This is a genomic window from Streptomyces sp. NPDC046379 (genome assembly GCF_055587785.1).
Window position 1 is genome coordinate 481,232 of sequence record NZ_JBVJFP010000002.1, and the last position, 21,692, is coordinate 502,923.

The window sequence follows — 21,692 nt, forward strand, 5'->3', positions numbered from 1 at the left end:
CTCGCCGCGCCTCACGCGAACGGGTTCCTCGCGCAGGGACGTCGGGAAACGGCGGTGCCCGGCCGGCGCCGCCGTGCGGCCGGGTGAAGAGTTCAGTGATCACAACGAAAACGCTCATGTCCGCGACGTTAGCGCGGTCGCCGGGGTGGCGGTTGACGAATCGCGCACGGTTTCCGGCCGGATCGGAAACGCGTTATCAGAGGTTTCGATTGATGTAGAGAACCGGCCTGTCGGCGTGTTCACATATCGAAGGACCAGCGGAGGAGCCGCATACCGGAGTCCCAATCATTCGGGGGGTTCGATGCAGCATGTCGATATGCCACGTTTCCGTCAGGAAACCCTCCTTGGGAGGGCGGCCTGCGAGCCGCAAAGCCGTTTGCACATCGTCCGGACCCACGACGAGGAAATGGAAGGCACCACATCCTCTCGGCAGTTCGGCCGGGTGCGGGTTTCCATTGTCGAGGGCGGGCCGTACGAACTGATCGGGAATGGCCGGATGATCGGGAACGGCGCCGAGCCGTTCGTCGGGGTGTGCCGGCCGCTCGTCGGTGAAGTGCAGGTGTTCCAGGACGGCCGGTGGTCGGTGGCCTCCGGATCGCGCATTGTCTGCTACGACAGTTCCCGTCCCTACCGGGTCCTCATGCCGGAGCCGTTCCGCATCGTGACGCTCCGGCTGCCGCACCAGCTGATCGGCCTCACCGCCAAGGAGGCCGAACTGCTCACCGCCAGGGCGTGGTACGGCTCCCAGGGCCTGGGGGCCCTGATGTCGGACCTGCTCGTCGGACTGGAGCGGTACGGCGAGGAGATCGAGACCGCGATCGACCTCCTGGGCGGCAGCGTGGCGGGTCTGGCCGCGGCCCTCTTCGCGGAGCGAATACGCGCGGTCGCCGCCGAACCGGGCGTCGACAGAAATGCCTTGATGCTCACCATTCAGGGTCATATTCGGGCGCGGCTCGCCGATCCGGATCTCAGTCCGCTGACCGTGGCGCGGCATCACAATGTGTCGCTGCGCTATCTCCAGAAACTGTTCCACGAGCGCGGTACCAGCCCGGCCCGGTGGATCAGAAGCGAAAGGCTGGCCCGATGTCGGTCCGAACTGGACGACCCGGGGCTCGACCATCTCTCCATCGCGTTGATCGGGGAGCGGTCGGGATTCTACGAGGCCTCCCATTTCAGCCGCCTGTTCCGGGAGGAGTACGGCATCAGCCCTCGAGAATATCGCAAGAACAAAAGGTCGGTCGCGTTCGCCGGCTGAATCATCGAGCGAAAGGTGATGCGTTGTCCAGTTTCGAATTCCCTGGTGAGTACTACGAGATCATACGGCGGAGTTTTCGCGATCTCGCCGCCGAAACCGATTTCCTCGCGTCGTACGTGCCGGACGGCGGCCGGGTGCTCGACCTCGGCTGCGGAACCGGTACCACTCTGCGCGAGCTCGGCGCCCGCGGATTCTCCTGCGTGGGCGTGGACCAGAGCGCCCGCTTCATCGACTACGCCCGGCGAGCGGGCGGCGAGGGCGTCGCGTACGTCCACGAACGCGCCGAGCGGTTCACCTCCGAGGAGGGGTTCCACCTCGTCTACAGCCTGTTCATGACGCTGAACCAGCTGCCGCGGACCGAGCTGCGCCAGGTCCTGCGCAGGACGGCGGAGCAACTGCTGCCGGGCGGCCATGTCGTCCTGGAGTTCGGGCACCTGCTCAACTTCGTGGAGAGCTACCAGCAGCACACGGTGGCCCATCACCGCGGCGACGGCGTGCTCATCACCCGGCTCGCCCGCCAGTCGGTCAACCCGCACGCGGCGACCTGGCGCAACGAGGAGACGCTGCTGGTGCGCGACGCCGACGGGCAGGTGTCGCTGTACGACAATTTCTTCGACCAGGCCGTCCTGACCGGACCGGAGGTCCGTGAACTGCTGGCGGACGCCGGGCTCGCGGTGACGGCCGAGTACGGCGGGTTCCGCAAGGAGCCGGCGCCCGGCCACGGGCGGGGCCCGCTGGTGATCGTGGCCTCCCGCGCGGGGGAGGGGTCGGCATGACGGGCACGGATCTTTCCCGGCTGGACGGCGGCCCGGCGGCCGAGCCCGACGTCCGGGACCTCGGCGAGGCCCTGGTGCGGGCGGCGACGGCGCCCGGACCCGACGGGGGGCTGCTCCTGATCGGCCCGGACGGCTCCGAGCGTGCGCTGACGTACCGGCAGCTGCTGGACGAGGCCTCGCGCCTGCTCCGCGGCATCCGCGCCGCCGGGGTCGCGCCGGGCGAGACGGTGATCCTGCAGACGGCCGACGACCGGGAGCTGCTGGCGGCGTTCTGGGCCTGCGTGCTGGGCGGTTTCGTCCCGATGCCCGTCAGCGCGGGGGCGACCGCGGACCAGCGCGCGGCGGCGCCCGAACTGCTGCGCCGGGTCTGGAACGGCCACGGCAAGCCGACGGTGATCACCGGGACGGGGCAGCGGATCGTGCCCGAGGTCACGGCCGACCCGCTGTGGGCGTCCGCGTGGCTCGGCGACGTCGGCGGCCTGCTGTCCCACCCGCCCGACACCGCCCGGCACCGGGCCTCCCCCGACGACACCGCGGTGCTGCTGCTCACCTCCGGCAGCACCGGCGTGCCCAAGGCCGTGGTGCTCAGCCACCGCAACGTGCTCAGCCGCACCGCGGCCACGGTCCGGTCGAACCGGCTCGACGGCACGACGCGCAGCTTCAACTGGATGCCGCTGGACCACGTGGGCGGGCTGGTCATGTTCCACGCGCGGGACGTGTACCTGGGCTGCCACCAGGTCCACGCCCGGCTCGAGTGGGTCCTCCAGGACCCGCTGCGGTGGCTCGACGCCATGGACCGGCACCGGGTGGACACCACCTGGGCCCCCAACTTCGCCTTCGGCCTCATCAACGACCAGGCCGACCGGCTCCACGGGCGGTCCTTCGACCTCGGCCGCCTGCGCTACATCATGAACGGCGGGGAGGCGGTCCGCAGCGGCGTGGTCCGCCGCTTCCTGGAGCTGCTGTCCCCGTTCGGCCTGCCGAGGGACGCGATGCACCCGGGCTGGGGCATGTCGGAGACGTCCTCCGGCGTGGCCGACTGCGAGTTCTGGTCGGTCGGCGCGAAGGACGACCGGCACGTGCCCGTGGGGCGGCCGCAGCCGGGGACGTCCGTGCGCGTGGTCGACGAGCGCGACACCCCCGTACCCGTCGGCGTCACCGGTCACCTCCAGGTCACGGGCGCCTGCGTGACCGCCGGCTACTACCGCAACAGCGAACAGAACCGGCGGTCCTTCACGGCCGACGGCTGGTTCCGCACCGGTGATCTGGCGTACGTCGAGAACGGCGTGCTGACGGTCACCGGACGGGCCGACGACGCGATCCGGCTGGGCGAGGTCACCTACCACGGCCATGAGATCGAGGCCCGGGTGGAGGAACTGGACTTCGTGACGCCGTCGTACACCGTGGCGTCCCTCGTGACGGGGGCGGACGGGCGGGGCGAGGAGCTGGCGGTCTTCTTCCACCCGCGCGGCGGGACCGAGGTGTCCGAGGCCTGCCGCCGGGTCCGCGACCGGGTGGCCGAAACGCTCGGGATCGAGATCGGCCATGTGGTCCCGGTCCCCAAGGAGGACATCCCGAAGACCGGCATCGGCAAACTGCGCCGGGCCCAGCTGCGGGAGCGGTTCGAGGCGTCACGCACGGCGGCCTGAACCGACCCCTCACTACTCATCCGCGAATCAGTGGTTGCACGGACGCTGTCCTAACCCCTAAAGTCTGGATCGCCAGTTACTCATGGGGGTTCAGTCACGTGCACCGGACCGCGCTGCGCCATGTACGGACGTACCAGATCGCGTGCGCGATCACGCGACGGCCACGGCGCGGTCGTCCCTAGCGTGAGGGCGCGTGGAGCGAGAGCGGAGGGCATCGGCCGCCCCGCACCGGACCGGCGGACGCCGGCGCACCCGACATCCGAACGACGAGAACACCGGCACGCATGAGGAGCCTTCCATGACGATCACCGAGACCCCCACCCCCGCCCCCGAGACCTTCACCCCGGAGACGATCCTGGCGCGTGCCCGCGCGGCAGCCCCCCTGCTGCGCGCGCGCTCCGAGGAGATCGCCAGCAACCGGCACCTGCCCCAGGACGCGGTGCAGCTGCTGCGCGACACCGGCGTCTTCCGCATCGGCATGCCGCGCGCCTGGAACGGCCCCGAACTCACCTTCGCCCAGCAGACCGAGGTCATCGAGGCGCTCTCCTACGGCGACGCCGCGGCCGGCTGGTGCGCCATGATCGGCATGGACACCTGGATCTACGCGGGATACCTCGACGAGGCGGTCGTCGAGGAGATGCTCGCCGACCCCGACGCCATCACCGCCGGCCTGATCTTCCCGGTCGGCCGCGCCGACCGCGTGCCGGGCGGCTACCGCGTCACCGGCCGCTGGCCGTTCGGCAGCGGCGTCACCCACGCCGACTGGGTCGTCGGCGGCTGCGTCGTCCACAGCGACGGCGAGCCCGAGCCCGGCGCGGACGGCGCCCCCGTCAACTGGCGGCTGATGCTCGTCCGCCGCGAGGACGTCGAGATCGTGGACACCTGGCACACCACGGGTCTCGCCGGCAGCGGCAGCATGGACTACCGGATGACCGACCTGTTCGTCCCCGAGGAGCGGTCGTTCGACTTCACCGCCCCGCGCGGCGTCGGCCCGTTCGCCGCCCCCGACGCCTTCCTCGGCAACGTGTCCGGCGTGCCCCTCGGCGTCGCCCGCGCCGCCCTCGACCACGTGCGGGAGCTGGCGGCCGAGCGGACCGAGAAGGCCACGGGCACGCCGTGGGCGGAGACCTACCGGGTGCAGACGGCCATCGGGGAGTGCGAGATGGAGCTGGCCGCCGCCCGCTACGCCGTCTACGGCACGCTAGAGGACCTGTGGGAGCGGCTGGAGTCCGGCACCGCGCCGACCCCGGACCAGCAGGTCTCCTCCGCGCTCGCGCGCGTCAACTCCTTCCGCACCGCGCGCAGGATCGTCACCCGCCTGTGCGACCTGGTCGGCACGGCGTCCATCTACCGCGGCTCACCGCTGGACCGCTGGATGCGCGACCTCCAGACCATGTGCCAGCACATCCTCGCCCAGGAGCAGATCGTGCAGTCCGCGGGCGCCCACCTGCTCGGCGGGACTCCCTACGCGCCCTTCCCCCTGGGACTCAAGGGCTAGCCCCGGCGTCGCGCCGAACCACCCGACCCCACTCAAGGAATCAGGACAGTTCATGGCAGCTTCCGGAGAAGTGCAAGTCGAACCGACGGTCCCGGACCGGAAGGAGGGCCAGGAGGCCACCGCATCCTGGGGATTCCGCCAGTGGGGCCTGCTGGTGAGCGTCTGCGCGGCGTTCTTCCTCGACGCGCTCGACAACATCATGGTCGGCATCGCCGTCCCGCCGATCCAGGCGGAACTCGGGATGTCCACGGCGTCGGTGCAGTGGGTGGTCAGTTCGTACGTCCTCGGATTCGGCGGCTTCCTGCTGCTCGGCGGACGCATGGCGGACCTCCTGGGCCGGCGGCGGATCTTCCTGATCGGCGTGGCCGTCTTCGCCCTGGGGTCGCTGATCGGCGGGGTGACCGACGAGGGCATCGTGGTGATCGCCGCGCGGTTCGTGATGGGCGTCGGCGCGGCGTTCACCGCGCCGGCGAGCCTCTCGATCATCGTCACCAGCTTCCCCGAGGGCTCCCAGCGCAACCGGGCCCTCGGCATCTACACGGCGTGCGGCGCCGTCGGCTACTCCACCGGCGTCATCGTCGGCGGCGCGCTCACCGAGATCAGCTGGCGCTGGACCTTCCTGCTCCCGGTCGCCGTGGCCGCCCTCGCGTTCGCCGGCGCCGTGGTGCTGGTGCCGCGGGACGTCCGCGCGCAGCGGGGCGAGGGCGGCTTCGACGTCGCCGGCGCCGTCACCATCACCGCCGCGATGCTGCTGCTCGTCTACGGCATCGTCGAGGCGCCGAACGCGGGCTGGCTCGCGGCGCGCACGCTGCTGGTCCTCGCCGCGGCCGCGGTGCTCCTGCTGGCCTTCGTCGTCATCGAGCGGCGGGCGGCGCAGCCCCTGCTCCGCCTGGGCCTGCTGCGCAACCGGGCGTTGGTGGGCGCGAGCCTGGTCGCCGCCGCGATCCTCGGCACGTACATGAGCTTCCAGTTCATCGGGGGCCTGTACCTCCAGTCGCTGCGCGGCTGGTCGCCGATGGAGATGGCGCTGGCCTTCCTGCCCATCGGCCTGCTCATCGCCACCATCGCGCCGCGGGCCGGCAAGCTCATCGGCAGGTTCGGCGTCCAGTGGATGATCTTCATGGGCTTCGTCGCCTACACCGCCTCGTACCTGCTGTTCCTGCGGATCGACGAGACGTCCTCGTACCTGTGGGTGATCCTGCCGAGCATCCTGCTCATCGGCGTGGCGTTCCCGTTCTCCTTCCCCGCCGCCAACGTGCAGGCCACCACCGGCGTGGTCGACGGCGAACAGGGCGTGGCGGCCGGTGTGCTGCAGACCGGCTACCAGGTCGGCGCGGCGGTCGTGCTCGCCCTGGTGACCGCCGTGATGGCGGCGGACCACACCGGCGGCGGCGAGGCGGCCACCTCGCTGTCCGGCTACCACGACGGCCTGTGGGTCATCACCGGCCTGTCCGCGGTGACCGTGGTGCTCACCCTGGTGGCGGCGCTGCGCGCCTCGTCCCGCCGCAAGGCGGCCGTCGGGTAGCGGCCGCCGGCCCTCGGCACCGGGGCCCCGTCCCACTCCAGGCGCAGGAGTGGGACGGGGCCCCGGCTTTTCTGCGCCCGGCCACCGGCCGGATTCCGGACCGCCGGCGGATTCCGGACCGCCGGCCGAAATTCCGGATCCGAATGGACCGAAGCACATTCCGGCCAGCGCCGGTGCGCGCCACAACAAATTGCGGGTGAAGGCAATCTGTAGAGTCGGCGATATCGGCCCGCCTCGGAGAGGATTCATGATGGGCGAGATATCCGCAACACATCCGGAAACAACGGCAGTGAAAAAGGACCTGCGTTCCGCCATGCGTCATTTCGCCACCGGAGTGTGCGTGGTGAGCACCTTCACCGATACGCCGTCCGGGCGGCGGCACAGCGCACTCACCGTCAACTCCCTGACCTCCCTCTCGCTGGAACCGCCCCTGGTGTCGCTGAGCATCCGCCGCGGGTCCGGGTTCCTCGACGACCTGATGGCGTCCCGGCTCTGGGCGGTCTCCGTACTCGACGCCGGCTCGGCCGACCTGGCCAGGATCTTCGCCCGGCCCGAAGCCGAGCGCAGGCGGGCGCTCGACAGCCTCCCGGCCGAACCGGGCCCGCACACCGGCGCGCTGCTGCTCGACTCGGTGGCCTGGCTGGAGTGCCGCTACTGGAACCACGTCCCGGCCGGCGACCACGAGCTCGTCATCGGAGAGGTCGTCGGCCTCGGCATCCGGGACTCCCTTTCGCCGCTCATATTCCTGCACGGCGGATTCCATCGACTCGTCGCCCCGACGACCGGCAACAGGTGACCCATGGCTGGAATATCCATTGGCGTGATAGGCGGCGGAGCGTCCGCGGTATGTCTGATCGACGCGCTCGCCCAGGCGAAGGGCGAGCCGGGCAGCATTACGGTTTTCGAGCCGTCGCCCCATTTGTGGCGGGGCCGCGCCTATCAAGTGGACAGTGAGTGCGTCAAGGTCAACGCGACCCCCGACGACATGTCGGTGCGCGCCGGCGACCCCGGCCACTTCGAGCGCTGGCTCGACGGCCGTACGCGCCTCGTCGGGGACGGCCCCGCCGCCGATCCCTTCTCCGGAGTGCGGTTCGCCCCACGGACCGTCTACGGCGAGTACCTGGAGCAGACGGCCTACGCGGCGCTCGCCGAGCTGCGCCGGCAGGGCTGGCGGGTGGACCTCGTCGGCGCCGCCGTCACCACGGCGCGGCGGATCTCCGGCCGGGTGCTGCTGGGCACCGAGCACGGCGCCACCGACACCTTCGACTACGCCGTGCTCTGCGTGGGCGGCGACAGCCCCAAGGACGTCTACGGGCTGCGTGGCGCACCGGGCTTCGTCCCGGACCCGTACCCCGTCACGCAGAAGCTGCGGCCGGTGGGCCCGGACGAATCCGTTGCCGTCATCGGCAGCGGGCTGACGGCCGTCGACATCGTTCTCTCCCTCGTCGCCCAGGGGCACCAGGGGCCGATCAGCCTGCTGTCCCGGCGCGGCGCGCTGCCCGGCGTTCGGCAGCGTCCGCTGCCCTTCCAGCCGCGCCATCTCACGCAGGAGCGGATGAGGGAACTCGGCCGCGGGCGCCGTGAGATGTCCCTGCGCGAGCTGACGGACCTCGTCGGGCGGGAGGTCCGGGAGGCCGGCGCCGACCTCGACGCGCTGTACGAGGAGATCACCGGCCTCGACAGGGAGGCCCCGGTGGACCGGCTGCGGCGCCAGTTCGCCGCCGTGGACGCACCGGACCGAGGGCTGCGCATCCTCCAGCACGCCGTCCCCGACATCGGCCCCGACGTCTGGCCGCTGCTGCGGGAGAAGGACCGGGCCGAGATCCTGCGCTCCCACTACCGCACCATCATGAGCCTGTGCTGCCCCATGCCGCCGGGCAGCGCGGCCCAGCTGCTCGACCTCGTCGACGCGGGCCGGCTGGAGATCCGCGCGGGCCTCGGCGGGGTCGCCCGGCGCCCGGGCGGCGGATTCGACGCCGTCCTGTCGGACGGGTCGGTCGTCCACGCACGGACCGTGGTCAACGCCGTCAGCGCCTCCGAGAGCCGGATTCCCACGCGCGCCCTGCCCCTGGTGAACGCCCTCGTCGACAGCCGTGCCGCGAGCCCCCACCCGCACGGCGGGCTGCGCCTGGAGCGGGCCACGAGCCGGCTCGTCAGCGCCGGCCTGCCCGACCCGCGCCTGTACGGGCTCGGCACCATCGGCGCCGGAGCGCTGTTCTTCACCTTCGGCGTCCCGTCCCTGGTCGACCGGAGCGTGGACATCGTCGCCGCCATCCTGCGGCACGCCGCGACCGAGAACACCGCCCCCGCGCGGGACGCACTGCTCCCCGCCTAGCCCGGGCGGCACACCCGAAGACCCAGCGGAGCCACCACTGAGAAACGGAGCCGTCATGACCCCGATCAGCGACACGATCCCTCCGGCCGCGGACCGCGACACCACGGCCGCCGCCCCCCGCGCCGAGTTCCTCGCGGACACGGCGACCGGCCTGCCGATCCCCGGCGAGCCCGAGTTCGACACGATGGAGGAGGCCCGGCGCCACCGCAAGCAGCGCCTCGCCGCCGCCCTGCGCCTGTTCGGCAAGTACGGATTCGGCGAAGGCATCTCCGGACACATCTCCGTCCGCGACCCCGAGCACCACGACCGGTTCTGGGTCAACCCGTTCGGCGTGTCGTTCAAGCACGTACGGGTGGCCGACCTGATCTGCGTGGACTCCGCCGGACGGGTCGTCCACGGAAGACACCGCGTCAACCCCAGCGCCTTCGTCATCCACTCCCAGATCCACGAACTCCACCCCGGCGCGACCGCCGCCGCCCACGGCCACACCGCGCACTCCCGCGCACTCGGGGCGCTCGGCCGGCTGCTGGAACCCATCGACCAGGAGTCGGCGGCGTTCTACGGCCGGCAGGTCCTGTACGGGGAGTACGAAGGCCCCTCCGTCTCCCTCGAACAGGGCCGGGACATCGCGCAGAAGCTCGGGGACAACCGGGCCGTCCTGCTGCGCCACCACGGGCTGATCACGGTGGGCGGCTCGCTGGACGAGGCCGTGCACTGGTTCTTCACCTACGACAGCTGCGCCCAGGTCCAGCTGCTCGCCCAGGCGGCCGGCACTCCCGAGCGGCTGACGCACGAGCAGGCGCTGGCCGCCGGCCGGGGCTTCGGGGACGAGCAGCTCGGCTGGTTCAGCTTCCAGCTGCTGTGGGACGAGATCGTCGCCGAGCAGCCCGACCTGCTCGACGAGTGAGACCGATGAGACGAGTGGGGACAAGGGCGACCTGTGAGGCATGGGCGCCCCGTGCGGCGAGGACGACCCGTGAGACGAGTACGACGGTGCGACCAGTGAGACGAGCAGACGGATGAGCGGACGCGGGACGGGCCCGCCCGGCTCCGTCGACCACCGGAGGAAACCATGATTCACACAGCGGCGGTGGTGGGCACCGGCCTGATCGGCACGTCGATCGCGCTCGCCCTCAGCCGCAGCGGCGTCACCGTCCACCTCCTCGACATCGACGAGTCGGCGGCCCGCACGGCCGCCGCGCTCGGCGCCGGCACGGTGGGCGCGCCCGGCGGGACCGTCGACATCGCCGTGCTGGCGGTGCCGCCCGGCAGGGTCGGCGAGGTGCTCGCCAAACAGCAGGCCGAGGGACTGGCGCACGTCTACACCGATGTGGCGAGCGTCAAGGAGCGGCCGGGGCGGGACGTCCTTTCCCTCGCCGATCCGGCGGGGTTCATCGGCGGACACCCGATGGCGGGCCGGGAGCTGTCCGGCCCGCTGGCCGCGTCGGCCGCCCTCTTCGAGGGACGGACCTGGGTCCTCACCCCGACCCCGGACACCGCGACGGCCACCCTGAACCGCGCGTTGGAGGTGGTGGCGCTGTGCGGTGCGATCCCGGTCGTCATGGACGGCGCGGCCCACGACCGGGCGGTCGCGCTCGTGTCGCACACCCCGCACGTGGTCGCCGCGCTCATGGCGGCACGTCTGGAGCACATGGAGGGCGACGCGGCGCGTCTCGCCGGACAGGGTCTGCGGGACGTCATCCGGATCGCGGGGAGTGATCCGGGTCTGTGGATCGACATCCTGGAGGCGAACGCCCCGGCCGTCGCCCAGGTGCTGTCCGACCTCGCGCAGGACCTCTCCTTCGCCGTGGCCGCTCTGCGGGCCCTGGCCACCGGTGACTCCGGGCAGCGGGCGGACGGCGTGCGCGGCGTCACCGATCTGCTCCGCCGCGGCGGCAGGGGACATGCGCGCATACCGGGCAAGCACGGGGAGAGGCCGTCGAACACGGCGCCGGTGCGCGTCCTCATCGGCGACCAGCCCGGAGAGTTGGCCCGTCTGCTGGCCGCCGTCGCGGGAACCGGCGTCAATGTCGAGGAGGTGTCCATCGATCATTCGCCCGCCGAGCGCAGCGGCCTCGTCGAGCTGCTGGTCGATCCGGCGGCGGTCCTGACCACGGCCCAGCGGCTCGCCGACCACGGGTGGAGCGTCCGCCCCGGAACCGACCGGCCGCTGTCACGGCAGCCCTGAACCGGGCAAGCGCGAGGAGCGGAGCGGTCCCTACCCCGGGGGATGTCGGTACGGACCGCTCCGCTCGGCTTCTCGGGCGGCGGCCGGCGCCCTTGCCGCCAGGGCGGGGCCAGGGCTCCCGCATCGGGGAGCGGCCGTCGGCCGTCCCGTGGCCGGGACGCCGGTGAAGGCCGCTGAGACCGGGCCGGCGAAGCTTCTGAGGACTGGGGGGCGGGCGCCCGGGCGGACCGGGCGCCCGAAGGGCCAGCGGGCTTCCTAGAAGAAACCGCAGGTGGGGGCGCCCGGGGTGGGGGCGGCGGCCGGGTCGGCACCGGTGGGGGCGTAGATCTCCAGGCGGATGCCGTCGGGGTCGGTGAAGAAGATGCCGCCGGACGTGCCGTTCTCGCCGTGCGGGACGACGCCGTCGTAGTTGAACTCGGCGCCCAGGCCGCGCAGCACCTCTTCGGTGGCCTTGACCTCGTCGATGGTCTCCACCTGGAAGGACAGGTGGTGCAGACCCGGCAGGTCGGTGGGGAACGCACCGGAGCTCTGCTGCCACAGCGCCACGAACATCCGGTTGTCGCGGCCGAGGAACGCCCAGCGACGGTCGTCCTCCTTGCCCTCCGCCATGATCTCGAAGTCGAAGACGGCGCGGTAGAAGGCGAGGGAGCGCTCGAGATCGGTGACGTTCAGTCCCACGTGACCGGTCTGCAGGGTTTTCGCCTTAGCCATGGTCAATCACATGCCTTCACTCATCGTCACGAGCCTCTCTCGTGACCGATGAAAATGACTTTAGAGGTTAGAATTCGGCAGTGTCAACCCGTGATCACTGGATGACCGGTTATGGTTGTCGTGTGACCCTGCCGCCACCGCAGAGGAAGGACGCCGCGCCGTGCCGCCAACCCCGGGGGCCGACCCCCGCCCACTGACCGACGAGCCCCTCGGCATCGACCTGCTCAACACCCGCTGGATCGACTCCTCCGGCCGCCACGACCTGCTGGACTCGCTCGACGGGCTGGCGACCTGGCTCGCCAGCCCTCTGGTGAGCCAGGCCCTCGACGGCGCGTCGATCCCGGTGGACGACGAGACGCTGGAGCGGCTGCTCCTGGCCCGCGCCGCTCTGGACGAGGCGATCGCCAGCCCGCAGCGCCCGCATCCCGGCGCGATCGAAGCCCTCAACGACGTGCTGGCGCGCGGCCGGACGGGCCACCTGCTCCGCCCGGACGGGCCGGGCACCTTCATCGAGGTGGACGCCCCGTCCTGGCTGCCCGCGTGGCGGGCGGCCGAGGACTATCTGCGGCTGCTCGGCGAACGGCCGGAGCGGATCCGGGCGTGCAGCAACCCGGAGTGCATCCTCCACTTCTACGACGTGTCCAAGAACGGCACGCGCCGTTGGTGTTCGATGGCCGGCTGCGGCAACCGGGCGAAGGCGCAGCGCCACTACGCACGCCGCAAGAGGGCCTGACCGCGCAAGAGCACCGGGCGGACCCTCCTGCGGCCCGGCAGGGTCCGTCAGTCCTCGGGCGTGCGGGTCGGCGCATCAACTCCCTGTCACCCGCGCGCACTCCTTGTGCAGTATTCATGTGCCACGGAACACGCTAGGGAGGTTCACTCCGGACGGTTCCGCGAGAGAACCGATGCCGAGCATCGGTATTTCCGATGGGGCCGTTGCCCGCCCCGCCCACCGAAGAGGAAGGGGGCGGGCGGGGCGGGCGGGACGGATCGCGGATGTTCCGCTTCGCGTCCCGCCCGCCCCGCGCGGGGCGTGGCGTCGGGCGCGCGACGCGCGGTCAGGCCGTCTGCACCGCCCTTTCCCGGCCGACCTGCGTGGCCACGCGGCAGACGGCGGTCGCCGCCGACAGCGCGAACTCCGGCCCGGCCCACAGGGCCCGCACGGGCAACCGGAGGCGCGGGAGTCCGGGCAGCACCGCCAGGCCGTCGGGCTCCTGCGTCTGTCCGACCGACTCCACGGGGAGCATCGCGACGCCGTGGCCCGCGCGCGCGAGTTCCCGCGCGCCGGCCACCGAGCCGGCCTCGACGACCTCGGGTTCGACGCCGTGTTCCCAGCGCAGGGCGGCGACCAGTACCTGATGGGACGTGCAGTCGGGGTCGACCACCAGCACGCGCGGCGAGGCCGGCGCCGGCGGGAGGCCGGGGGAGGCGAGGAGCGCCGCCGAACCGACGGGCACCACCTCCAGGTCGGGGAGTTCCACGACCGTGATCCCGGCGGCGGACCACTCGTCGGGGACGCAGCCGCCGTGGACCAGGGCCAGATCGACCTCGCCGTCGCGCACCGCCTCCCGGGCGCGGCCGATCGACAGATGGCGCGGGGAGACATGGACCCTGGGGTACCGGTACCGGCAGTCGCGGATCAGCGGACCGATCCGGCTCTCCAGCAGGAGCGCGGAGGCGCCGACGGCGGTGCGACCTTCCGCCTCGTCCGACGGATTCAGGGCGGTGGCCATCTCGTCGACCACGTGGAAGATCCGTTGCGCGTACTCCTGGAAGATCTTCCCGGAGTGCGTCAGGCGGACGCCGTGGGGTAAGCGGTGCACCAGCTGCATCCCGACCCTGGACTCCAGGGACCGGATGTGCGACGTCACGCTCGACTGCGCGTACCCGAGGCTGCGAGCGGCCTTCGTGAAGCTGCCGAGCCGGGCCACTTCGCGAAAGGTTCTGAGCTGGTAGAGAGCGAGATCCAACGACACGTTCGTCCCCCAGGAAACAAATCCACTGTGACCCGGGCACGTTCAGCCGCTGCTTCATCGGGGTGGCCGACAGCGCTCCGGGAAATCGTTCAATCTCCGACAACCCAGCCCTCCCCCGGAGGACCCTCTGACGGGCCGCTGCCGGACTAACGGTTAACAGAGCAGTTGTACGTTAGGTTCTCGATCTAACCACGAGCCAGAACCGGCCACAAGACCGCCTGTTGCCGCCCTCGACCGTCCCGTGAGGAGCGAAATCTAACGGGCCAGGGGAATGGCACCGTTAGAAAGAGATGCTCATTCGGTGGCCCTGCCATGCGCACGGGGCCATCGGACTTACCGATGGCTGGCATCTGCGGATCCCTCGGTGACGAGCCACATCGGCGCAATACCTTCCATAAGGAGATGGAATCGCCGTGGTCGGCGTGCCTGTCGGCGTCCCCCCGCGCACAGCCCCGGGGACGAAACGACCCGAGGCAGTCGGCCCACCGACGCCGGGTGACCACTCCCGTGGCCGATGTGTGCACGTCTCCCGGTGCCGACCGACCGACACCGAGGAACTCTCATGACTCGCCCTCGCACGCCCCGCCGCGGACTGCCGCACCCGAGCCGGCTCGCGTCCCTCGCCGCCGGATACCAACGCCGGGAAACGGCTGTCCTGCGCGTGAGCGTGGGAGTGCTGTACGTGTGGTTCGGCGTGCTCAAGTTCTTCCCCGCGCTGAGCCCCGCGCAGGACATCGCCACGCTCGTCATGAGCGTCCTGACGCACGGCATGGTGCCGGCGGAGGTCTCGCGGCCCTGCCTGGCCCTCATGGAGGTGCTGATCGGGGTCGGACTGATCACGGGGCGGCTGCCGGCCCTGGTACTGGGGACCTTCTTCGTCCACATGGCGGGCGTGTTCGCCACCCTCGTGATCGTCCCGGCCCAGGTCTGGAGCCACCCGCTGATCCCCTCGCTGGAGGGGCAGTACATCATCAAGAACCTGGTGCTGGTGGCGGCGTGCCTGTCGGTCGCCGCCGCGGCCGCCCGCGTCCCCGCCGGGACCGGCATCGTCCCGGAGGAGGAACTCCGGCTCGCGCGTTGTCCGTCGTGCCGGTCGGCGAGCCCGGAGACCGGGACCTCGGCCCCCGTGTGACCCGTGGTCCGGGAGCAGCAGCTCCGAACGCCCCTTCGCCTGCTCCGTTCCGCACCGCATGCTGCCGTCGACTCCCGCGGGGTGGGCGCGGATCCTCCGCTGCCGAAGGGGCGTGAGCGTGTGCACGGGACCGTGCGCGTCGCGTGCGGGGATCCGGAGGGACGGCGCCGGGACGGGGGACGGGCGCGGCGCAGCTACTTCCGAGGGGACTGGCTGAAGCGCAGCAGGTTGCCGGCAGGGTCGCGGACGGCGCAGTCGCGGACGCCGTACGGCTGGTCGAAGGGCTCCTGCAGTACCTCGGCGCCCGCGGCGCGCAGGCGCTCGAAGGTGGCGTCGCAGTCGTCGGTCTCGAAGATGACGCCGGGCAGCAGCCGGCTTCGCCAGCAACTGCTCCATGGCCTGCTTGTCGGCGGACGATGCCTTCGGATCCGGGAGCGGCGGTTCGAGGACGATGTTCACGTCGGGCTGCGACGGTGAGCCGACGGTCACCCAGCGCATCCCCTCGAACTCGACGTCGTTGCGCACCTCCAGGCCGAGAACATCCCGGTAGAAGGCAAGTGCTTTGTCATGGTCGTCGACGGCGAGGAAGCACTGTGAAAGCGAGATGCCCATGTGCGTCACGTTACCGGGGCGTGGCCGCGTCCATCCGTGCCTTGCGGACCGGTCGCGTGTGGATCTTCGCGATGCAGGCCGGGATGGCGACGCCCTGCTCGTGGCTGCGTGCCCGGTACGCGCTCGGGCTCTCGCCGACCAGCTCGGTGAACCGCGAGCTGAACGATCCCAGCGAGGTGCAGCCGACCGCGAAGCAGACCTCCGTCACCGTCAGGTCGCCCCGCCTCAGCAGCGCCTTGGCCCGCTCGATCCGGCGCGTCATCAGGTAGCTGTACGGGGTCTCGCCGAAGGCGGCGCGGAAGCTGCGCGAGAAATGGGCCGGCGACATGAGGGCGCCCCGCGCCAGGGCGGGTACGTCGAGCGGCTCGGCGTAGTCGCGGTCCATCCGGTCACGGGCCCGGCGCAGCCGGACGAGATCTTCCAGCGTCACCCGGCCACCATGCCACACGGCACCTGCCCGCGGCGCCACGAGGGAGAGTGGGAGGTGCGTCAGGCGCCGGCTTCCAGCTCCCGCTCGAGCATGCGCTCCACCGGGGTCAGGGCGACCTCCGGGCAGAGCCGCTCCGGATGCGCCGGCGGCGGACCCTCCAACTCTGCGGGCTCCCCCTCCTGGCGCCACGGGGCCGGGGGGACCAAGGCTCCCGACAGGTGGCTGGAGCCGTACGCCTGCAGGGCCGCGTACACCTCGCGCAGGAGACGTCTGATCAAGCCGGCCATGGGTGGATCGTCCCTCCGACGGCGTCGCCGCGGTGGCTCCCGTTTCGCCGTCTGCCGTCACTGTGCGGGCGGCCGATCGAGCCGCGTTCGAAGCCGACTCAAGCGCCCGGCACTCGGGTCCCCGCGCGGTGGGGGGCGCGGGGCGTGAGGCTGCCCGGCCGGCCGGTTCGAGGCACGGCATTCCTCCTGGACATCACCTCGGCGGGCCGCAGGCGCACCCCCGCCCCGGACCACGGCGCCCCCATGGGCGCGAGGCACGAGGCACGCCTGCTCCCGGAACAGGGCCACGGCATCACGGGTGCTCCGCCGGCCCTGTTCGCCCTGCACTCTCCCTTCACGGCTTCCGTCCCGGTCCGGTTGACGCGGCGGGCCACCGAGATGATCTCCTGGTGATCTGCCGGTGGGCTTGGAGGCGCCTACGGCAGGACGATGTTGCGGCCCGGTCCGCCTTCGAGGACGTCCTTCCCGGAGCCACCGCAGACCAGGTCGTCGCCACCCTCGCCGTCCAGTGTGTCGCTGCCGGAGCCGCCGAGGAGGATGTCGCGGCCGTCCCCGCCCATGGCGTGGTCGTCGCCCGGGCCGGCGTACACGACGTCGTCGCCGCCGTAGCCCTCGATCATGTCGTCGCCCCGGCCGCCCCACATCTGCTGGTTGCCGCCGTCACCCATCAGATGGTCCATGCCGTCGCCACCGTGCAGGGCCGCGGGTCCCATGACCATGTCGTTCCCCGCGTCGCCCAGCACCGTGCGGGCGGTGTGGGCGTGCAGTTCGTCGTTGCCGGGGCCGCCCCGGACGGTGCCGACCCCGGGGGTGAAGGCGGCGATGGTGTCGTCGCCGTCGCCGAGGAAGACGTCGATCCTGTCGGGCCGGGGGCTGTCGGCGGGGAGTTCGCAGACCACGGAGGTGGTGTCATCGGGTCTCGAGTACGCACAGTGGTCACCCGGTTCGAGCGGCACCACGTCGCTGATGCCGATCCGCCGGATCCCGTCACTGGTGTACATGGAGAATATGTTGAGGTCGTTGGTCTGACCTGCGGCGGCGGTGAAGACGATCGACTGAGTCGCCCAGTCGGCTCCGACGCGGGCCTTCGCCTCGGCGGCGGTGGCGGCGGCTGCCGGGCCGACGGCGAGGCCGACGGTCAACAGGGTCACGGCGACCGCGCTGACGGTGGCTCGGTTTCGGTTCATGAGACCTCATCTCGATGGGGGGTGACGGTCGCCCCGCTCGGCGTGGTGCTGCCGGGGACGGGCGGACGGTCGTGAGGGCAGTGTCCCCTGCTGTTCCGGAGGATTTGCAAGACCCCGAACTGACGAAACGTCATGGGGAGACGGAGTCCTTGCGGATGTGACGGGTGGTTTCTGCTGGTCGGACATGCTCCCGAGGCCGCCGTGGCAGGATTCGCGCGGTCAATTCTGGCTGCGCCACGCCACGTTGGCCGGGTCCGGTCCGACCGGGAGCCGCTCATCGAGGCCCGAGGGGAGGGTTCCGGCCCCGGCTCACGGCGAGTTCCCTGCTCACCGCCCACATGTGTGATCAACTCCGCTTGTTTCATTGACATTTCACTCAGAATACGTACCGTTGGGAGCGCTCCCACGACAGTCCCCGCAACTGGAAGGAGTTCCCCCCACATGCCCAAGCAGAGCCCATTGACCGGGCGTACCCGGTCGGCCCTCCGCCGGCCTCTCCAGGCGCTCGTCATGCTGTTCGCCGTGGTTGTCGGCGCACTGGCCTGGTCGACCCCCGCCCAGGCCCACGGCACCATCGTCAGCCCCGCCTCCCGCGCCTACCAGTGCTGGAAGACGTGGGGCAGCAACCACACGAACCCGGCCATGCAGACCCAGGACCCCATGTGTTGGCAGGCCTTCCAGGCCAACCCCGACACCATGTGGAACTGGATGAGCCAGCTCCGTGACGGTCTCGGCGGCCAGTTCCAGGCGCGGACCCCCGACGGGACGCTCTGCAGCAACAACCTCTCCAGGAACGCCAGTGTGAACAAGCCCGGGCCGTGGAAGACGACCAACATCACCAACAACTTCACGGTCCACCTGTACGACCAGGCGTCCCACGGTGCCGACTACTTCAAGGTCTACGTGAGCAAGCAGGGCTTCGACCCCAAGACCCAGACCCTGGGCTGGGGCAACCTCGACTTCATCACGCAGACCGGCCGCTACGCCCCGGCGCAGGACATCAAGTTCAACGTCAGCACCTCGGGCTACACCGGCCACCACATCCTGTTCGTCATCTGGCAGGCCTCGCACCTCGACCAGGCCTACATGTGGTGCAGCGACGTGAACTTCGGCTGAGCCGGAGAGCGCCGCACACGGCACCGGCCCGTCCCGGGCGCCGGTAACCCGACGCCCGGACGGCCGAGCCCCGTCGGGGCAGGGGACCCATGTGGTCTCCCTGCCCCGACGGGGCTTCCTTCGCTCCCGGTGTGAACCCCAGCCGCCGGCTTCCCCCGGCTGTGTGAGATTTCGTGAGACGTGAGAGGGTGCGGGGCGTGAGTGAGACACCGTCGAACACCCTGCAATACCGCTTTGACGGGCCAGAAGAGGCCCCGGTCCTGATCCTCGGTCCCTCACTGGGCACCACCTGGCACATGTGGGACCGGCAGGTTCCGGAGCTGGCCAAGCAGTGGCGGGTCTTCCGGTTCGACCTCCCCGGCCACGGCGGTGCGCCGGCCCATCCGGCGCCCTCCGTCTCCGAGTTGGCCGCGCGGCTGCTCGTCACCCTCGACGGGCTCGGCGTGCAGCGCTTCGGGTACGCGGGCTGCGCGCTCGGCGGCGCCGTCGGCGTCGAGCTGGCGTTGCGCCACCCCGAGCGGCTCGCCTCGCTCGCGCTGATCGCGGCCTCCCCGCGGTTCGGCACCGCCGACGAGTTCCGCCAGCGCGGAGTGATCGTCCGCACCAACGGCCTCGACCCGATCGCCCGCACGGCGCCCGACCGCTGGTTCACCGGAGGGTTCGCCGCCGCCCAGCCCGCGATCACCGAGTGGGCCGTGCAGATGGTGCGCACCACCGACCCCGGCTGCTACATCGCCGCCTGCGAGGCGCTCGCCACCTTCGACGTCCGCCCCGAGCTGGGCCGCGTCGGCGTGCCCACGCTCGTGCTGGTGGGCTCCGAGGACCAGGTCACCGGCCCGGCCGAGGCCCGTACGCTGGTCGCCGGGATTCCGGACGCCCGGCTGGCGGTCGTGCCCGGCGCGTCCCACCTGGTGCCCGTCGAGCAGCCGGCGGCCGTCACCGACCTGCTGGTGACGCACTTCTCCACCGCCTGGGTGCCCGCCGTCGACCCCGGCACCGGCCAGCTGGCGATCGTGACGCCCCAGGCCAGGCCGGTCGTCGCCGCGCCCCCGCAGTCCGCGCCGATCGCCGAGATCGCCCCGGCCGCCGCGGCGCCCCACCCGGCGGGGCGGTCCGACGCGTACGACGCCGGGATCAAGGTCCGCCGCGAGGTGCTCGGCGACGCGCACGTGGACGCGGTGCTGGCGCAGGCCGACGAGTTCTCCGGGGACTTCCAGGACTTCGTCACCCGCTACGCGTGGGGCGAGATCTGGGACCGGCCCGGGCTGGACCGCCGTACCCGCAGCTGCATCACGCTCACCGCGCTGGCCGCCGGCGGGCACCTGGAGGAACTGGCCTTCCACACCCGCGCCGCCCTGCGCAACGGTCTCACCCCGGCCGAGATCAAGGAGGTGCTGCTCCAGGCGGCGGTCTACTGCGGCGTGCCCGCGGCGAACAGCGCCTTCCGGGTGGCCCAGCAGGTCGTCCGGGAGGAGACCACCCCCGACGTGTGAGGCGGCGCGTCCGGGGCGCGCGGCAGGATGGGGGCATGGAAACGGGCATGCAGTTCACCAAGAAGTCGCACTCCTGCGTCCGCCTGGAGAAGGACGGCCGCACGCTGGTCCTCGACCCGGGCGGGTTCAGCGAGGAGGACGCCACGGCCGGCGCGGAGGCGATCCTCGTCACCCACGAGCACCCCGACCACTTCGACGAGGGCCGCCTGCGCGCCGCCCTGGAGGCCGACCCGGCCGTCGAGATCTGGACCCTGCGGTCGGTCGCCGAACAGCTCTCGGCGACGTTCCCCGGCCGGGTCCACACGGTCGGCCACGGCGACGCCTTCACCGCCGCGGGCTTCGACGTCCAGGTGCACGGCGAACTGCACGCGGTGATCCATCCCGACATCCCCCGCATCACCAACGTCGGCTACCTCGTCGACGGCAGCCTCTTCCACCCCGGCGACGCGCTCACCGTCCCCGACCACCCGGTGGACACCCTGCTGCTGCCGGTGATGGCCCCCTGGAACAAGATCTCCGAGGTCATCGACTACGTCCGCGAGGTGCGGCCGCGCCGCGCCTACGACATCCACGACGCCCTCCTGACCGACCTCGCCCGTCCGATCTACGACCGGCAGATCGGCGCCCTCGGCGGCGCCGAGCACCTGCGGCTGGCTCCGGGCGACTCCGCGCGCCTGTGAGGCCGCCCCGGCCCCGGACCGGGTTGTCACAGGCGCCGGGTAGGTTGTGAGGCATGCGCATCGCCACCTGGAACGTCAACTCGATCACCGCCCGCCTTCCGAGGCTGCTGGCCTGGCTGGAGAGCAGCGGCACCGACGTGCTGTGCCTCCAGGAGGCCAAGGTCGCCGAGGAGCAGTTCCCGTTCGGCCAGCTGCGCGAGCTGGGCTACGAGGCGGCGGTGCACGCCACCGGCCGGTGGAACGGCGTGGCGGTGCTCTCCCGCGTCGGCATCGAGGACGTCGTCAAGGGCCTGCCCGGCGACCCCGGCTTCGACGGCGCGGTCGAGCCCCGCGCGATCTCCGCGACCTGCGGCCCGGTCCGCGTCTGGTCGGTGTACGTGCCGAACGGCCGCGAGGTGGAGCACCCGCACTACGCCTACAAGCTCCAGTGGTTCGAGGCCCTCACGGCCGCCGTGGCCGGTGACGCGGGCGGCAGCCGCCCGTTCGCGGTGATGGGCGACTACAACGTCGCGCCCACCGACGACGACGTCCACGACGTGGCCGCCTTCGAGGGCCTCACCCACGTCACCCCCGCCGAGCGCGCCGCCCTCGCCGCCCTGCGCGGGACGGGCCTGTCCGACGTGGTCCCGCGCCCGCTGAAGTACGACCGCCCCTTCACGTACTGGGACTACCGCCAGCTCTGCTTCCCGAAGAACCGCGGCATGCGCATCGACCTGGTGTACGGCAACGCGCCGTTCGCGAAGGCGGTCAAGGACGCCTACGTGGACCGCGAGGAGCGCAAGGGCAAGGGCGCCTCGGACCACGCGCCCGTGGTCGTCGACCTGGACGTCTAGGCGGCAGGC

21 protein-coding genes and 1 pseudogene are annotated in these 21,692 nt (G+C 71.6%); 16 read left to right on the plus strand and 6 right to left on the minus strand.

Annotation, left to right across the window (positions count from 1 at the left end):
- Nucleotides 1-301 precede the first annotated feature (301 nt).
- The 9 genes from ACZ6KF_RS06050 (at nt 302) to ACZ6KF_RS06090 (ending at nt 11,226) form a co-directional block, all read left to right on the plus strand.
- Nucleotides 302-1,255, plus strand: a complete 954-nt coding sequence (locus tag ACZ6KF_RS06050) for a helix-turn-helix domain-containing protein (protein WP_469158190.1) — start codon at nt 302-304, stop codon at nt 1,253-1,255.
- Nucleotides 1,256-1,278: 23 nt separating this feature from the next.
- Nucleotides 1,279-2,031, plus strand: a complete 753-nt coding sequence (locus tag ACZ6KF_RS06055; protein ID WP_469158189.1) for a class I SAM-dependent methyltransferase — start codon at nt 1,279-1,281, stop codon at nt 2,029-2,031.
- Nucleotides 2,028-3,680 (plus strand): AMP-binding protein, encoded by a 1,653-nt coding sequence (locus tag ACZ6KF_RS06060; protein WP_469237472.1) that lies wholly within the window; start codon nt 2,028-2,030, stop codon nt 3,678-3,680. The genes ACZ6KF_RS06055 and ACZ6KF_RS06060 overlap by 4 nt, the downstream gene beginning before the upstream one ends.
- Nucleotides 3,681-3,978: 298 nt before the next feature.
- Nucleotides 3,979-5,178, plus strand: coding sequence for an acyl-CoA dehydrogenase family protein (locus ACZ6KF_RS06065; protein ID WP_469237474.1), 1,200 nt, complete (start codon nt 3,979-3,981; stop codon nt 5,176-5,178).
- A 52-nt stretch (nt 5,179-5,230) separates the two neighbouring features.
- The gene (locus ACZ6KF_RS06070; RefSeq protein ID WP_469237476.1) at nt 5,231-6,703 is read left to right on the plus strand and encodes an MFS transporter; all 1,473 of its coding nucleotides are present in this window, start codon (nt 5,231-5,233) and stop codon (nt 6,701-6,703) included.
- Between the two features lie 313 nt (nt 6,704-7,016).
- A complete protein-coding gene (locus tag ACZ6KF_RS06075) occupies nt 7,017-7,499 on the plus strand; it encodes a flavin reductase family protein (protein WP_356627853.1) in 483 nt (160 codons plus the stop codon).
- Nucleotides 7,500-7,502: 3 nt separating this feature from the next.
- Nucleotides 7,503-9,038, plus strand: coding sequence for an FAD/NAD(P)-binding protein (locus ACZ6KF_RS06080; protein WP_469158186.1), 1,536 nt, complete (start codon nt 7,503-7,505; stop codon nt 9,036-9,038).
- 55 nt (nt 9,039-9,093) lie between these two features.
- A complete protein-coding gene (locus ACZ6KF_RS06085; protein ID WP_469158185.1) occupies nt 9,094-9,945 on the plus strand; it encodes a class II aldolase/adducin family protein in 852 nt (283 codons plus the stop codon).
- A 168-nt stretch (nt 9,946-10,113) separates the two neighbouring features.
- A complete protein-coding gene (locus ACZ6KF_RS06090; RefSeq protein ID WP_469237597.1) occupies nt 10,114-11,226 on the plus strand; it encodes a prephenate dehydrogenase in 1,113 nt (370 codons plus the stop codon).
- A 255-nt stretch (nt 11,227-11,481) separates the two neighbouring features.
- Here ACZ6KF_RS06090 and ACZ6KF_RS06095 read toward each other — a convergent pair whose 3' ends face one another.
- On the minus strand, nt 11,482-11,937 hold the full coding sequence (locus ACZ6KF_RS06095) for a VOC family protein (RefSeq protein WP_356627856.1): 456 nt from the start codon (nt 11,935-11,937) through the stop codon (nt 11,482-11,484).
- A gap of 160 nt (nt 11,938-12,097) precedes the next feature.
- On the opposite strand from ACZ6KF_RS06095, the gene ACZ6KF_RS06100 reads away from it, so the two are divergent.
- Nucleotides 12,098-12,670 carry a CGNR zinc finger domain-containing protein gene (locus tag ACZ6KF_RS06100; protein WP_469237478.1) on the plus strand — a complete coding sequence of 191 codons (573 nt, stop codon included), beginning with the start codon at nt 12,098-12,100 and terminating at the stop codon, nt 12,668-12,670.
- A 325-nt stretch (nt 12,671-12,995) separates the two neighbouring features.
- Here the strand turns inward: ACZ6KF_RS06100 and ACZ6KF_RS06105 are convergent, their stop codons facing one another.
- On the minus strand, nt 12,996-13,907 hold the full coding sequence (locus ACZ6KF_RS06105; RefSeq protein WP_469237480.1) for a LysR family transcriptional regulator: 912 nt from the start codon (nt 13,905-13,907) through the stop codon (nt 12,996-12,998).
- Nucleotides 13,908-14,475: 568 nt separating this feature from the next.
- Here ACZ6KF_RS06105 and ACZ6KF_RS06110 point away from each other — a divergent pair.
- Nucleotides 14,476-15,045, plus strand: coding sequence for a DoxX family protein (locus ACZ6KF_RS06110; protein WP_356627859.1), 570 nt, complete (start codon nt 14,476-14,478; stop codon nt 15,043-15,045).
- Between the two features lie 194 nt (nt 15,046-15,239).
- On the opposite strand, the pseudogene ACZ6KF_RS06115 reads toward ACZ6KF_RS06110, so the two are convergent.
- The 3 genes and pseudogenes from ACZ6KF_RS06115 to ACZ6KF_RS06125 form a co-directional block, all read right to left on the minus strand.
- A pseudogene (locus ACZ6KF_RS06115) lies at nt 15,240-15,657 on the minus strand (VOC family protein).
- Nucleotides 15,658-15,667: 10 nt separating this feature from the next.
- Nucleotides 15,668-16,042 carry a helix-turn-helix transcriptional regulator gene (locus ACZ6KF_RS06120; RefSeq protein ID WP_469175985.1) on the minus strand — a complete coding sequence of 125 codons (375 nt, stop codon included), beginning with the start codon at nt 16,040-16,042 and terminating at the stop codon, nt 15,668-15,670.
- A gap of 104 nt (nt 16,043-16,146) precedes the next feature.
- Nucleotides 16,147-16,374, minus strand: coding sequence for a DUF6059 family protein (locus ACZ6KF_RS06125; RefSeq protein ID WP_469159906.1), 228 nt, complete (start codon nt 16,372-16,374; stop codon nt 16,147-16,149).
- 144 nt (nt 16,375-16,518) lie between these two features.
- Here ACZ6KF_RS06125 and ACZ6KF_RS06130 point away from each other — a divergent pair, with 144 nt between their 5' ends.
- Nucleotides 16,519-16,767, plus strand: a complete 249-nt coding sequence (locus ACZ6KF_RS06130) for a hypothetical protein (protein WP_469237482.1) — start codon at nt 16,519-16,521, stop codon at nt 16,765-16,767.
- A gap of 23 nt (nt 16,768-16,790) precedes the next feature.
- Here ACZ6KF_RS06130 and ACZ6KF_RS06135 read toward each other — a convergent pair whose 3' ends face one another.
- On the minus strand, nt 16,791-17,561 hold the full coding sequence (locus ACZ6KF_RS06135; protein WP_469159905.1) for a calcium-binding protein: 771 nt from the start codon (nt 17,559-17,561) through the stop codon (nt 16,791-16,793).
- A 441-nt stretch (nt 17,562-18,002) separates the two neighbouring features.
- Between ACZ6KF_RS06135 and ACZ6KF_RS06140 the strand changes: the two genes are divergently transcribed.
- The 4 genes from ACZ6KF_RS06140 (at nt 18,003) to ACZ6KF_RS06155 (ending at nt 21,683) form a co-directional block, all read left to right on the plus strand.
- On the plus strand, nt 18,003-18,677 hold the full coding sequence (locus tag ACZ6KF_RS06140) for a lytic polysaccharide monooxygenase auxiliary activity family 9 protein (RefSeq protein ID WP_469159904.1): 675 nt from the start codon (nt 18,003-18,005) through the stop codon (nt 18,675-18,677).
- A 197-nt stretch (nt 18,678-18,874) separates the two neighbouring features.
- Nucleotides 18,875-20,170, plus strand: a complete 1,296-nt coding sequence (gene pcaDC, locus ACZ6KF_RS06145; protein WP_356627864.1) for a bifunctional 3-oxoadipate enol-lactonase/4-carboxymuconolactone decarboxylase PcaDC — start codon at nt 18,875-18,877, stop codon at nt 20,168-20,170.
- A gap of 47 nt (nt 20,171-20,217) precedes the next feature.
- Nucleotides 20,218-20,850, plus strand: coding sequence for an MBL fold metallo-hydrolase (locus ACZ6KF_RS06150; RefSeq protein ID WP_469175987.1), 633 nt, complete (start codon nt 20,218-20,220; stop codon nt 20,848-20,850).
- A 53-nt stretch (nt 20,851-20,903) separates the two neighbouring features.
- Nucleotides 20,904-21,683, plus strand: a complete 780-nt coding sequence (locus tag ACZ6KF_RS06155; RefSeq protein WP_356627865.1) for an exodeoxyribonuclease III — start codon at nt 20,904-20,906, stop codon at nt 21,681-21,683.
- Nucleotides 21,684-21,692 lie beyond the last annotated feature (9 nt).

Coding starts and splice junctions, on each gene's coding strand:
- ACZ6KF_RS06050 (WP_469158190.1), top strand. CDS start 302: ATGCAGCATGTCGATATGCCACGTTTCCGTCAGGAAACCCTCCTTGGG.
- ACZ6KF_RS06060 (WP_469237472.1), top strand. CDS start 2,028: ATGACGGGCACGGATCTTTCCCGGCTGGACGGCGGCCCGGCGGCCGAG.
- ACZ6KF_RS06065 (WP_469237474.1), top strand. CDS start 3,979: ATGACGATCACCGAGACCCCCACCCCCGCCCCCGAGACCTTCACCCCG.
- ACZ6KF_RS06070 (WP_469237476.1), top strand. CDS start 5,231: ATGGCAGCTTCCGGAGAAGTGCAAGTCGAACCGACGGTCCCGGACCGG.
- ACZ6KF_RS06075 (WP_356627853.1), top strand. CDS start 7,017: ATGCGTCATTTCGCCACCGGAGTGTGCGTGGTGAGCACCTTCACCGAT.
- ACZ6KF_RS06080 (WP_469158186.1), top strand. CDS start 7,503: ATGGCTGGAATATCCATTGGCGTGATAGGCGGCGGAGCGTCCGCGGTA.
- ACZ6KF_RS06085 (WP_469158185.1), top strand. CDS start 9,094: ATGACCCCGATCAGCGACACGATCCCTCCGGCCGCGGACCGCGACACC.
- ACZ6KF_RS06095 (WP_356627856.1), bottom strand. CDS start 11,937: ATGGCTAAGGCGAAAACCCTGCAGACCGGTCACGTGGGACTGAACGTC.
- ACZ6KF_RS06110 (WP_356627859.1), top strand. CDS start 14,476: ATGACTCGCCCTCGCACGCCCCGCCGCGGACTGCCGCACCCGAGCCGG.
- ACZ6KF_RS06120 (WP_469175985.1), bottom strand. CDS start 16,042: ATGGACCGCGACTACGCCGAGCCGCTCGACGTACCCGCCCTGGCGCGG.
- ACZ6KF_RS06125 (WP_469159906.1), bottom strand. CDS start 16,374: ATGGCCGGCTTGATCAGACGTCTCCTGCGCGAGGTGTACGCGGCCCTG.
- ACZ6KF_RS06135 (WP_469159905.1), bottom strand. CDS start 17,561: ATGAACCGAAACCGAGCCACCGTCAGCGCGGTCGCCGTGACCCTGTTG.
- ACZ6KF_RS06140 (WP_469159904.1), top strand. CDS start 18,003: ATGCCCAAGCAGAGCCCATTGACCGGGCGTACCCGGTCGGCCCTCCGC.
- ACZ6KF_RS06150 (WP_469175987.1), top strand. CDS start 20,218: ATGCAGTTCACCAAGAAGTCGCACTCCTGCGTCCGCCTGGAGAAGGAC.
- ACZ6KF_RS06155 (WP_356627865.1), top strand. CDS start 20,904: ATGCGCATCGCCACCTGGAACGTCAACTCGATCACCGCCCGCCTTCCG.